This is a genomic window from Flavobacterium sp. GL_143 (assembly GCF_057834355.1).
In genome coordinates, this window is sequence record NZ_CM174401.1 from 4533746 (window position 1) to 4547332 (window position 13587).

Annotated in this window: 10 protein-coding genes; 2 read left to right on the forward strand and 8 right to left on the reverse strand. The window is 33.2% G+C overall.

Annotation, left to right across the window (positions count from 1 at the left end; translation table 11 throughout):
* Nucleotides 1-23: 23 nt before the first annotated feature.
* On the forward strand, nucleotides 24-1004 hold the full coding sequence (locus tag AC3IPI_RS19050) for a GlxA family transcriptional regulator (protein ID WP_489154925.1): 981 nt from the start codon (nucleotides 24-26) through the stop codon (nucleotides 1002-1004).
* Nucleotides 1005-1695: 691 nt separating this feature from the next.
* Nucleotides 1696-2733 carry a serine hydrolase domain-containing protein gene (locus AC3IPI_RS19055; protein ID WP_489154927.1) on the forward strand — a complete coding sequence of 346 codons (1038 nt, stop codon included), beginning with the start codon at nucleotides 1696-1698 and terminating at the stop codon, nucleotides 2731-2733.
* A gap of 204 nt (nucleotides 2734-2937) precedes the next feature.
* On the opposite strand, the gene AC3IPI_RS19060 is transcribed toward AC3IPI_RS19055, so the two are convergent.
* The 8 genes from AC3IPI_RS19060 to AC3IPI_RS19095 form a co-directional block, all read right to left on the reverse strand.
* Nucleotides 2938-4959 (reverse strand): site-specific recombinase, encoded by a 2022-nt coding sequence (locus tag AC3IPI_RS19060; RefSeq protein ID WP_489154929.1) that lies wholly within the window; start codon nucleotides 4957-4959, stop codon nucleotides 2938-2940.
* A gap of 214 nt (nucleotides 4960-5173) precedes the next feature.
* On the reverse strand, nucleotides 5174-6049 hold the full coding sequence (locus AC3IPI_RS19065; RefSeq protein WP_489154931.1) for an EamA family transporter: 876 nt from the start codon (nucleotides 6047-6049) through the stop codon (nucleotides 5174-5176).
* Nucleotides 6049-6537 carry a MarR family winged helix-turn-helix transcriptional regulator gene (locus AC3IPI_RS19070; protein WP_489154933.1) on the reverse strand — a complete coding sequence of 163 codons (489 nt, stop codon included), beginning with the start codon at nucleotides 6535-6537 and terminating at the stop codon, nucleotides 6049-6051. Before AC3IPI_RS19070 ends, AC3IPI_RS19065 begins: the two co-directional genes overlap by 1 nt.
* Before the next feature lie 432 nt (nucleotides 6538-6969).
* The gene (locus AC3IPI_RS19075; protein ID WP_489154935.1) at nucleotides 6970-8130 is read right to left on the reverse strand and encodes a hypothetical protein; all 1161 of its coding nucleotides are present in this window, start codon (nucleotides 8128-8130) and stop codon (nucleotides 6970-6972) included.
* Nucleotides 8131-8331: 201 nt separating this feature from the next.
* Nucleotides 8332-9768: an FGGY-family carbohydrate kinase gene (locus AC3IPI_RS19080; protein WP_489154937.1), complete on the reverse strand. Its 1437-nt coding sequence runs from the start codon at nucleotides 9766-9768 to the stop codon at nucleotides 8332-8334.
* Between the two features lie 11 nt (nucleotides 9769-9779).
* A complete protein-coding gene (locus AC3IPI_RS19085) occupies nucleotides 9780-10556 on the reverse strand; it encodes an SDR family oxidoreductase (RefSeq protein ID WP_489154939.1) in 777 nt (258 codons plus the stop codon).
* A gap of 216 nt (nucleotides 10557-10772) precedes the next feature.
* Complete coding sequence (locus AC3IPI_RS19090; protein ID WP_489154941.1) at nucleotides 10773-12041, reverse strand: MFS transporter; 1269 nt, start codon at nucleotides 12039-12041, stop codon at nucleotides 10773-10775.
* Nucleotides 12042-12063: 22 nt separating this feature from the next.
* Nucleotides 12064-13539 carry an FAD-binding oxidoreductase gene (locus AC3IPI_RS19095; protein ID WP_489154943.1) on the reverse strand — a complete coding sequence of 492 codons (1476 nt, stop codon included), beginning with the start codon at nucleotides 13537-13539 and terminating at the stop codon, nucleotides 12064-12066.
* Between the last annotated feature and the right edge of the window lie 48 nt (nucleotides 13540-13587).

Here is a 13587-nt window from a genome sequence, read left to right on the forward strand (position 1 = left end):
TGAAATAGTAAGAAATTAAAGCTATGATAAAAAAAGTTAGTATTCTTGTTCCTGAAAGTTCTGTTTTACAAGCTATTGCAGACCCTCAGTATTTATTTTCGGCAGTAAACCAATTTATGGTTTCATCAGGTAAAGAACCGCTGTTTGATGTGCAGTTAGTTGGCTTAAAAAATGAAGTGAAGCTAAATGACGGATTATATTCTGTAAATGCATCTCATCTTTTAAAAGATATTACAAAGACTGATCTAATTGTAATACCCGCATTGTTTGGGGATATGAAGAATGCAATAGCTCTAAATCAACAATTTTTACCTTGGATAAACGAACAATATGATAAAGGAGCCGAAGTAGCTTCCTTATGTGTTGGCGCATTCTTATTGGCATCTACAGGTTTATTAAATAATAAAAAATGTTCTACACATTGGGGTTTTCAAAACGAGTTTAGAGAAATGTTTCCCGAAGTAGAAGTTGTAGATGGAAGCATAATTACCGAAGAACTGCGTATTTATTCTAGTGGAGGAGCAAATTCTTATTGGAATTTGTTATTGCATCTGGTAGAAAAATATACTGATAGACAAACTGCTATATTGGCATCTAAATATTTTGCTATTGATATAGATAGAGATAGCCAGGCAGCATTTGCAATGTTTCAGGGACAAAAAAATCATAATGATGCTGCAATTAAACAAGTACAGGAATTTATAGAAGATAATATTCAGGAGAAAATTACAATTGATGAATTGGCAGAACTAGTACTATTAGGCAGAAGAAGTTTTGAAAGACGATTTAAAGCTGCGACCAATAATTCTGTTTTAGAATATATAAACAGAGTAAAAATTGAATTTGCTAAAAAGAGTTTTGAAACCAGCCGTAAGAATATTAACGAAGTAATGTACGATGTAGGTTATACAGATACCAAAGCATTTCGTAGTATTTTCAAAAAAGTTACAGGATTAAACCCAATCGAATACCGCAATAAGTACAATAAAATGGTTCTTAATTAATACTCATATAGTTCACGGTTTCAACCGTGTGATGCGGATTACGATAATGGATTACGCTCCAACGGTTAAAACCGTTGGCAATGTTTATAACACCCGATAGCACGGAAATTCTTAATCAAGATATAAGTTTATATCATTTTAAATTTCAGAGGAACGCTATATTTATAGAAATTCATAAAAATATTTTGCAAAACCCCGTAGGGCAATGTCATTAAGTTAAGCTCTTTTGATCTAACTATGGTGAATTATTTTTGCGCAAAAGCGCAAAGGTTTTAGGCGTAAATTTAGCGGCTTGGCGACTTTGCGTGAGATTTATTCGGTACACAGTATTGCAGCTATTTTTCTTAATTTAATAACATTGTCCATTGAGTGATATATTAATCTGCAGAAAAAAACTAAATGTCACTACGCTGTAGTTTTGCCTCAAGAATCTGTATATCTACTATAAATATGATGCTCCGATGGAGTAATTACGGATTATAATTTTCTAAAACTTCCTGAGAGCTAAAGTATTTTCTAAACTTGAAAATCATATTTAATAGTGAGAAATTCCTTGCATATGTTACATCACTTAAAGTAAAAAAAGACTTTTTTGAAAATATTACTTTCCTATATTTGTTTACAACAAAACCAAAGTTTTTTCAGAAACTGACGTTATGTGCAATCTAATCATATAATTAAACTATAAATTATGACAATAAAACATTTAACGATATTTTTGTTTTTTGCCTTACTTGGGTGTAAAAGTAATCAGCAAAATGTTGAAAATGCGATTACAAAAAATGCCTTACAGTTATTAAAGGATAAAAGATTTCATTCTGTTTCAATAGCTGTGTTTAAAGATGGAGAATCTACAATAAAACATTTTGGAGAATTATCTATTGGAAAAGGAAACAAACCAAACGATTCTACACTTTATGAATTAGCTTCTGTAACTAAAACTTTTACGGGCTATGTAGCCGCTAAAGCTGTACTTGATAAAAAAATAAATTTAGATGATGATATTAGAATTTATCTAAGCGAACCTTATCCTAATTTAGAATTTAATGGAGAATGTATAACAATCAAGCACCTCCTCACGCATACAAGTGGGTTTCCTAATTTTCCTATAAAAAGCGAAAATAAAGAAGCTTTTTTTGAAGGATTAAAACTAATCAAAATTGAAACGAAACCTGGAGAAATATATTCCTATTCAAACACAGCTCCAGAGTTAACAGCATATATACTTGAAAAAGTATATCAAAAACCTTATGAGGAATTGGTAATTGAATTTGTTTTGAAACCAAATAAAATGAACCAAACCAAATTTACCTTAAATGATAATGAAAGAGCAATTTTAGTAAAGGGCTACAATGATAAAAACGAGTTAATGCCAAACTTCAATAGAACTTTATGGGGCGGAATTTCAGGATTGCACTCTACGCCTACGGATTTAGTAAAATATATGAAATTACAACTTGACAAGTCAAATCTTGTTGTAAATGAATCTCATAAAAAATTATACAAAGAAGGTTCTGATTTTTGGGAGGGTTATCATTGGTATATATTAGAAAATGATAATGAATTAATTTATAGACATCACGGAGGTATATACGGAATGCAAAATTGGTTTGTGATTTATCCTAAAAAAAATATGGGAATATCTATATTAACAAATACCAGCTTTAATGAAACAGGAGAAATTTTGGAAAACGTGGTTGATAAATTATATGAAGACCTAAATAAATAGATATAAACAGAAAAAAAACAGCACATAACCTCTATAATAATGGCAGATTTAGGCCTTAATTTTATGATATGTGTGCTATAAATACAATGTTCTGATGGAGTAATTACGGATTATAATTTTCTAAAACTTCTAAAAAAAAGGTGCTGTCCAAAAATTAGACAGCACCTTTTTTATTACTTAAGAAATAATGAGTTTTGTAAATAGCTATTGTGAAATACTGCTATTTTTTGGTGGAAAAAAGAAATGCATAGGTTTACTTAAAAAGTACCTGAAGATTGCTCTTGCCACTTGTCTTAGTTCTGAAAGCGGAATGTTTCGAGAACGAAATGCAAGTCCAAGCGATAAGCTGAAACTAACCATGAAATTGACCAAACCGATGATTCCGATACCTAATACTGACCAGATAAACATCCATTGAGTAACATAAAAGTCGGTTCCGTATAAAGCCAACGCAAAGTTTCCACTTGCAAAAGTAATGTGCCTGATATCTATATTTAATCCGAAGAATATCCCAATAAAAGCTGTACTTCCCATAAAAACACCAAACCAGAAATTAGAAATAATACCTGCCCATTTTTTTTCATATAAAGAGGCTAATTTCTTAGTCCATTTTTTACCTAAACTCAATTTTAATAATGGATGTTCCTGAATACGATAGTATATATGATTGTGTTTATCACGATTGGCGATACTACCCGCAATAATTCCTGACAAGAACAGAAAAACCCCTGCTATGGCTGCATGAAAAATTGCTGCAGAATAAATCGGATTTAGATCTTGCATTAAAGTTGGCCATTTTTCCTTAGCTATATTATAATGAAAAGTTTGGTCAATAAGCCAGATTCCGAGTAATGAAACTGGAAAAGCTATAATAACATTCCCTACAAAAGCTATAAACTGTGAGCGGAATACACGAGCAAAAAATATTGCAAATTCTTTATACTTATAGTCTTTTTTGTCCTGTGTTTTTTGCTTAAATCCTTCTTGTAAAGCCCTTACCAGTGCAGAAGCGGTCATTGCAGGCTGTTTTGTTGCGAGCGTAAACCCAAGAATATAAATGATTATAAATCCGATAGAATAGTTCATGCTGTATAAAAAGACATGTCCAAATCCGCTTGCTTCTACTTTACCTAATAACAGTTTAATGATACACAGTATTCCTACGATAAAACCTCCACCAGCAGCAGAATAAAACATTTTATAATACTCCTTACGACTATTAGTAATATAATGTTCTCCAGTATTGGCAGTATGTTGGGTTATTTCATAAGATAAAAGCTGAGTACTCTCATTAACTAGTTTCTGGATATTATTTTTATCACAATTGTATTTAATCAGTTTATATGCTAGAGAAATTGTATTCCTTTTAGCATCTTCTTGATTGCCTTGTATCAAAAGTGGTAATAGCGATTTAAGTCGCTGAAGTTGCTGACGAATTCGTAAAAGACTTTGATTTACGTGTAATGAAATACCAAATTTATTACTGTTTTTAAATGCGGTTTCTATATAATCTACACATTGTTTGTGCAGAATAATTAATTGTTTGTAACCTAAATCATCTTCATTGATAGCATTCTCAGGAGAATCAATTAGTTTCTCATTCATTAATAACAATTCTCGCTGAAAAGCAATAAACGGGCTTTCGAGATTTTCATATTCTGGCACCATTTGTATTACATCAGTCTCCATAGCAGACCCACAGATACGATAAGTAATAACCTCCATTGCAAAAATTAACTCATTAAAAGAGGAATTTTCGTCAGTGAATCCATAAATAGAATGAAATTTAAGCAAATAAAATAGCTCTAGAATTTGCTCTTGAGGTATTTTTTTAATCCATATTGGGTCAGTATTAACAAAGAATATTTGATTTAAAATAAATTGTAATGTGTCCTTTTCAGGTTGCTCGGGAATTAATTTAGCGAAAATCCTCTTGCGAACTTCAAAAAAGAAATTGGCATCTTGAAGAATACCTGCATCAGAAAGGATTTTATTAAACTTTTTCTTTTCTAAATGGGTATTAACGCAAACCATCAGTCCGTTACGATAATTTTCATTCTCCTTAAGTAGACTAATTAGCTCTGATAGATCTACAGAAGTAACAGTTTTTGGGTTTTTCGGGCGAATTAAATTCACCAGTTCTACCAGTAATTCTACATTTTCGCTATTAAATTCCCATAACTGGGCATTATTAAAGTTTTTTTCAAAATAGTATTTTAATGTCATTTTTGGTTTTCTCCTCAATTTCATTCTAATCAAATTTATTATAGCAAATCTTTTTATATCGGGTACAAAAAGTGAGCTTGTTTGAGTTTGCAATATACTGTATAAGAATTATAGTCATTTTAATTTTCTCTTAAAGTATTCTCGCGATAGTTTATTTAGACAGAATTTTAATTCATTTCTGATTTCTGATTTTACTTTTGAAGGGGAAAAAATGTCAAACAGAAGTGCTTTTTGCCTTTTTTAGATTCATGGCTATAATTGCTGCTATCATAATTATAATTCCAATGATCTGGACAAAAGTTATATTTTCTCCTAACACCAAACTAGCAGTAAGAACAGCTACTGGCAACTCAACAGTCATTAAAAGACCACTTGTTGTAACTCCTACTTTAGGAATACCTACTGCAAACAAAGCCGGAGGTAATATGGTTCCGAAAACAGAAAGGAAAAGCCCCCATTTTAATAAATGAAAGTCAAAATGATTAGAGAAAACAATAGGCTGAAAGTTTACTATCAAAATACAAAGAGCAGAACCTGTCATAATCCATGCACTTCTGTTTTGCCAGTTTCCTTCCTTTCCAGTCTTGCTATTAAGTATAATATAAATAGAGTAAATAAGGGAAGCCAACAGCACAAATCCAATACCTTTTAACGATAAAGAACTCTCTTCATTAAAATTTATTCCACTTGCCAAAATCGTCCCGAAAATAACAACTCCAGTTACTATTAATTCCATTTTAAGCGGTTTCTTGCCGTATAAAAGCCATTCTAGCAAGATACCAATCCATGTAAACTGCATAAGTAGTACAATTGCAATAGATGCAGGAATGAATTTTACTGATAAGTAATAAAGAAAAGTTGTAATACCAATTGCTGCCCCTGTGATTAAAAGCCACCCTATTTCTTTAGGTTTACGACGTTCTTTATTTGTAAAAAAAACAATAGACCATAACACAATTGCTCCTAAAAGAGCTTGGATAAAAGATATTTCAGGAGTTGTATATCCTTGCTGATAAGCAAGTTTTACAAATGAAGAAAGAATACCAAAACTTGCAGCGCCTACAAGTACCATTAAAACGTATCTAAACATTATATTTTTTTTAAATTATTTAAAGTTCTCTCTTTGTAGCTTTTCTTTCCGATTTTTTCCTCAATCAGTTCTAGATTTTTCAAGAAAAGTTCATTTCCTTCTAGTAATTCGTTCATGGTAAGAATACAAGCTTCCCAACATTTTTCTAATTGAGGCAAGGCTAACTTTGCTTTTTCTGTAAGATATAGCAGTTGTTTCCGTGAATCGGTAGTATCAGTTTTGGTTTCTATATACCCTTTTTCTTTCATGTTCCTGATAATCTTAACAATTGCAGGATGTGACATTTGCAAACGCTCTGATATTTCGGTTACCGTGAGCTCTTCATGTTTTTTTAAAAGTAAGAATATAAGATGCCAATTCGGCTCAATATCTACTCCAACAGCTTTATAAAAATCTTTAGTACTATAAAGGATATTATCTGTAAGTCGCTTCAATCGGCTGGTAAGTCCCACCAACTGTAATTCTATTAAAAAATCGTTCTGTATCATAAATTACGTAACTAGTTACGCAAATATATAAAAAATACGTAACTAGTTACGTTGTTTGTAAAAAAGAGGAATAATTTAAAAAAGGAGGAAGTCCAAAAAGTAATTTTTAAGACACCCTCTTTGTCGAATAAATCTCTCGCAAAGCCGCAAAATCGCAAAGGTTTGTCTTTTCGACGAAGGAGAAATCTCCGCGAGAAGCTCGACAAAGATCGGATTCCCGTTGTGGAGTTACTTACGGAGATTTACTTCGCTATTCGCTATCGCTCTGGTCTCCTTCGTCGAAAAGACACTATTGTGGACACAGAAAGAATTTCCACGCTATCATTGAGAAATTTAAATATTTGAAATAAGATTGTTTGTATAAGTAAAGAGGATGTCTGAAAAATACTTTCAGACATCCTCTTTTATAATTAAAAGAATACTTGATTCTAATTAGAAGTAATATCCTATGTTACATTGCAAACGGGCGTGCCATTTATTATCAAATTCATTATATAAACTGGCTTGGCTACCGCCTAAAAAAGGATGATTATACCCTGCAACATATTCTACGTAAGTATAAATCGAATCTAATATTCTTATCAATGCCCCATTTGTAAGCATATGCGTTGCATTGAGATTAAACTTTTTATCTAAATATCCGTATTCACTATAAAATGCTATTTCATTCAGAGATTTTCCTTTAAAAGGAATACTATATTTAGCTGATAAAGTATAAACATCTGCTTTAGAAACTACTTGATAGGTATAATTATAAGATCCCATGTCTACATATTCCGAATTTCCACCTTTAGGATTAAACTCATATCTATAAACTTGCGCTTTTATTCCTAAGTTTTTATAATCCATGTTGTAGTGGAATGCAAAAGCATTTCGGCTTCCCATTTTGTCTTCTACAAAATTATATAGTTGCCCTAATTGTCCTGAAACTCCTATTTTATGGGAGAAATCGTTTGCTTTAAACTTGTATACAAGTTGCCCTGAGACCTGATTGATCTCTTTATTATCGCCCAGCACACTTGCAGACCATTGATTATCCCTTAAATCTGGATCGTTTGTAAAAGATTCCATTGCATTTTTCATGAAAGCAAGCTGCCAATCCCAGGTCTTTCCTTTATGATGATACTTTGCTCCCATACTGTATTTTCCTTCAAAGCCGAGACCATATCCTATCCCTAAAAACCAACTATATGAATTATAGTCTAAGTTACCAAAGGGATCTTGTATTAAACCTACCTGAATATCATCGCCATTATCAAAATCATAACCTATCCAGCCTTCTTTTGGCATTGTTCCTCCAACTGTAGCGGGCATAAATCTCATATCGGCAAATACTTTAAATTTTTTGTACGAGCCATTTATTACAAGACCAAACAAGTCGAAACCAAACTCCCCTCCTTCTTTTCTTCTTGTTTCATTATAAAATTCATCTTTATAATGTACTCTAAAAGCACCGTTTATTGTGAATTTTGGCTTTTCAGAATCTGTAACCAAAGTATCTGCTTTGACGTTAATTTCAGCTTGTGAATAAATAAAATTACTTATAGAGAGTGTGAGTAAAATTAAAAGCAATTTAAAATGTGTGTAGCGCATAATTTTTATAGTATTTAAATTATAAAATCCAGACTAATTCAAGCTTCAGTCAAGTGCATACAAGTGGAGAGCATAAAATGTACAATGGTACATCATCCCTTCATTTTATAGCCAAATTGATTTTATACTTGAGAAAAAAATAGCTCCCTAATCTGGTAATAGAAAGCTATTTTTAAAATATTGAAAAGAAAACGGAAGGATTTATTCTGCTTCCAGACTTTGCATTTCTTTTAATGTATTTTCTAATAGTTGCGGTAATTTATGGTACACTTTATCATTGATTTTTTTATACTTTTTATGATTATCTAAATCAGGAAGGAACTCGTCTTTTTCTTTTACCATTTTTTTCACTGCCGTCTCAAAATCAGGATAACATCCTGTTGCTACTGCTGCACAAATAGCTGCTCCCAAAGCAGCTGAACCGCTCATTTCATTCCGTATAATTGGCGTTCCGCTTATGTCAGCAAAAATTTGCATAAACAAACTACTATTTGCTCCACCTCCCGATATGATGATTTTTTCAGGATTATGACCCAGCGTTTCATTCATTAACTGATAATGATTATTCAAGGTCAATGCAATTCCTTCTAAAATAGCACGATAGATATGTCCGCGACCTTGATGACCATTAAAACCAATCATTACTCCTTTTCTATAGGACTGATATGCTGGTGCGAGCCAATCTGGTACAATCATCAATCCATCTGATCCTACGGGAACTTTTATAGCTTCTTCTTCTAAAATTTGTTCCGGCGAAACTCCTTTTTCTTTTGCTTTGCTATTTAATTCTTCGCCAATAAGATCTCTAAACCATGAAATTAACCACATACCTCTTCTTACTCCACCACTTTCGAATAAATAACGATTTGGTATACAGGATAAGTTTGTAAAATAATTATCATGAGCTGGTCTGTTTTCATTACCCACAACCATAGATGTTATGTATGTACCTAAAGAAAATAATCCTCTCGACGAATCTATTAATCCTGCTCCCAAAGCTTCTACCGCTTTATCATTGGCTGTGGCTACTACAGGTAATCCTTCTGGCAGACCTGTTAATTGAGCAGCAGTTTTAGTTATAGTTCCTAAAACAGTCCCAGGCATTTGTAGTTGTAGCAATTTCTCATTTGGAATTTTAAAATTGTCCAGAACAGCTGCGTCTTCAGACCATTTCCAGGTATCCATATCTACAGGAAATTGCCATTGAAAAGCATTTGCAGCCGTATCTTTTAATTCTCCAGTAAGACGATGCGTGATATATCCAGTTGTAGGACAAGTGTATGCTATTTCTTCTGAATCTTTAAAAGTCTCATAGGCTCTTACATCCATCCAGCTCATTACAGGAGCTGCGAGATTTCCGTCCTTTTTCATAAAAACCCTGCAACAACGAATAGTACAAAGTCCAACTCCTTTTATAAGGTTTACGTCTCCTTTAAAATTCTTCATTAACCTAATCAGAGCTACCTGTATACTATCCCACAAATCATCATCAGGATGCTCTACATATCCGGTTTTACGGAACAGCATAGGTTTAAGAGGCTCAATTTCAGAATGTATTATTTCCCCTTTTAAGTTGATAATATAAACTTTGGTACTTTGAGACCCGTTATCTATCGAAATAAAATATTGCTCGTTCATAACAATTCGGTTTATCTCGTTAAAAATCCGCCATCAACAGATAAAATATGTCCGTTTACGAAGTGAGAAGCCTGACTTGCCAAGAATACTGTAGTTCCCATTAAATCAGCCACATCTCCCCAACGACCTTCTGGCGTATGATCTACAATCCATTTATTACGTTCCGGATTTTCTATTGATGCCTGAGCTACTTTTGTTTTAAAATAACCTGGAGCAATTCCGTTAACCTGTACGTTATATTGCGCTAATTCGTCACAATAGGCTTTTGTTAAACCTGCTAATCCGTGTTTGGTAGCGGCATAGGCTGGAGACCATTGTCCGCCTAAGAATGAAAACAGAGAACAAATATTAATGATTTTTCCGCTTTTTTGAGGAATGAAAAACTTGGTAACTTCTGCTGACATTTCAAAAGCTGCAGTAAGATTGATGCTTACCATCGGATCCCATTCTTTTCTTCCGAAATTAAGAACATCAGCAATTAAGCAAATTCCTGCGCAGTTCACCAAGATATCTACTGATCCTAATGTTGAAACGCATTCTTCAACAATTTTTTTTGGTATTCCGTCTTTAGTAATATCTGCTTCCATATAAACAGCTTTTCCGCCTTCATTTTCTATCAATTTATTGAATGCAGCGTCGTCTGGCATTATACTTGGCATAAAAACATTAGCGCCTGCTTTGGCTAAAGCCAAAGAAAAAGCCTGTCCTAATCCTGTATTTCCTCCTGTTACAATTGCGTTTTTCCCTTTTAGAGAAAAATACCCCATGTTAAAATCTGTGATTTCCATTTTATATATTTTTTTATTATTAATATTTTGACTGTGAATGATTTTAACACATAGAAACATAGCTTTCATGTATAAAAAGAACTCAAAAAAAGAAATACATTTCTTTCGTATAGCTAGGCTATATGTATTTTAAATAAGTGAAACGTCTTTTTTGAGAGTGTAAAATCTATGTTTCTATGTGTTAAAGAATATTTTTAAAGAATTAAACCCAATGGGTTATTTTAATTTATTTTTTTGAGTCTGTTGTTTAAAAATGGTCACAAAGCAAATTGCTGCTATTCCTAGAACTGCACTTATTACAAAGTAGGCGTTGTATCCTCCCTCTGGACCAAATTTGTTAAAAACCACCGTACTGAAATACGGTATAAAGATGTCTGGCAAGTATCCTAAAAGTGAAATAAAACCTACCGCTGTACCCATTATTTTATTATCTATCCTGCTGTCTCCCAGTAATGACCAATACGTACCACGAATAGCATAAACAAATGTTCCTCCCAATATTATTAATATGTAATAGATATAGAAGTTTGTTGTTATAGGAAGAAAAGCAATTGCAAACAAAGTAAGAACTGCTCCGCATAAGGCGGAAACTAGTATTAAGGTCTTCCCAAATTTATCTGCCAGAAAACCACCTAAAATTCCACCTACAGGTCGCATCCATAATACAATTACCATAATAGTATTTACTGTAACGGGGGTGATTTTAAGATTTTTTTCCATAAAACCTCCGTAATAATATACTACCCATGTTACCGCGTAGGAGCAAAATATAATTGCTCCCATCAGGTACACAAACTTGTTTTTTATAACGGAATTGACATCTTTAAAATCAAAGCCTTTTTCCTCTTCCTCAGAGCTTTTTATGGTCGTCAGTTCATTTTTGCCTGATGTAGCTACTTCTTTTTCTACAAACAGAGCTATGAGAATCCCCACAACAAGTAATACGCCTGAATACATATATATAACATACTGTAATGCCTCGGTTTTATTTACCAGCGTTTCTCCTTTTTCTAAAACATGAGAAAAAATAAGCAATGCTACACTTGCTAATATAGCTTCTACGACACCTCTGCCTCCATCAAGAAACCCGAAGAATCGCCCCTCTTCTTCTGGAGTAGACAATAGTTTTACCAGTTTCATGTGTGCTCCCCAGAAAGTGAATACGGAAAATACTCCCCATAAACAGAATATACCTATGACTGATGTATATTCAGGAATCTGAGCAAACCAAAATCCTCCGACTGCTGTACCTAACAAAGAAAAAACCAGTAGGTATTTTGCAGAAAATTTATCACTTAATATACCACTCGGGAAATATCCTAATATGAATATAAAACCCAACACGGTATAGATTATATTAAGATCATCTAAACCAATATTAAAAACAGATAGAATGGTTTCCTGATAATTTGTTCTTAAATAAATCAGTGGATAAATTGCTCCGGCAGCCAGCACTATGAGGATAAATTGAATATATCGTTTCATACGCTTCGTTTTTTAAATGCTATTATTTTTGATATTTTTCACCTTCAACCTGAGGGAAAATGGTTCCGAAATTCATGATTCCATTAGGATCAAAAGCTTCTTTTAATTTTTCAAGCATATAGTAAGCGCTTCCATGCTCCTCTTTTGTCCACTCGTTTCTGTACTTACCAATTCCGTGATGATGACACATAGATCCACCAAGTTTTAGTGTTTCTTCTACAATAATGGTTTGTATTGGATGGTGGTAAAGACGCATCTCATCTTGTGGCTCGCAATTGATATTGTAGTTATATACAAAATACATATTGGTTCCGTTAATATAACTGTGAGAAGAATGCCCGCCAAGCATGGTAATATCTTTACTTCTTGGAAATTCTTTTCTGATTCTTTCGATTACATTGTAGTAAATCTTAGTAACATTTTCCCAATCGGCAGATATTTCTGTTGTAAAACCATCATGAGAATTTTTAGTAACCATATCTTTAACCTCTTCCTCTATTCTCTCCTGAGTCCAGTTAAGATGATTAAACCAATTTGCGATTAATGAAGGATCGACTTTTTCCGTGATACCTTCTTTAAATTTCTCTACGGCATCTTCTATTCCAACACCATTCGCAGCTACCATATTTTCGTTTCCTTCTGCCATAAAAATCAAAACACACTGCCCTTTATGAAAGTTGCCAAAATGTTGCGCTGCATCTTCTTCAGAATAAACTCTTGCTACAGAAGGTTTGTATCCATTTGCCATTACTTCTCTTAAAATCTTAACTCCTGTGTCGACATCTTTAAGTAGGTATCCAAAAAAGCGGTTGTTTTCTGGGAAATATTTAAACAGCTTAACCGTTACTTCTGTAATGTAACATAACGCCCCTTCGTTACCTATAACAATATGCCTAATGTCTGGTCCTCCAGCTCTTCTTGGTACATTCTTGATACGGGAAATATGTCCGTCAGGAAAAACACATTCTAATCCTACAACCATATCTTCTATACCTCCGTACAAGGTTGAGAACTGCCCAATACTGCGGGTAGAAACCAAACCTCCCATTTGAGCAACTGGTTTAGATTGAGGAGAATGCCCCATTGTTAAACCATGCTTTCTAACTTCATCCTCTAATTCTTGTAATACAACACCTGATTGCGCTGTAACCTGAAGATTATAAGGATCTATTTTTATTACTTTTTTTAGATTTTTTCCGTCAACTACTAAAGTCTGTTCTTTCCAGTTTTCTAAACCTCCTTCGGTTGCTGTTCTTCCACTTCTTGGGATAACATTAATTCCGTAAGCATTACAATATCTCAGTATTTCAGAAACTTGCTCTGCTGAATCAGGATAAACAATCGCAATTGGAGCTGGAACATTCAGCACCTTCTTTGCTTTTGCATATTTTTTATATCTGTCTGCCGATGCTTCATATAAATCATCAGTATTGATGTTTATCTGCTCTTTTTTAAGCATCTTATCTAAATCTTTTAAAATCGTTTTATTTTCTTTCATAATATTTAAACTTTCTTGATTAAAATCCGCCTTCATTCCTACTTTTAA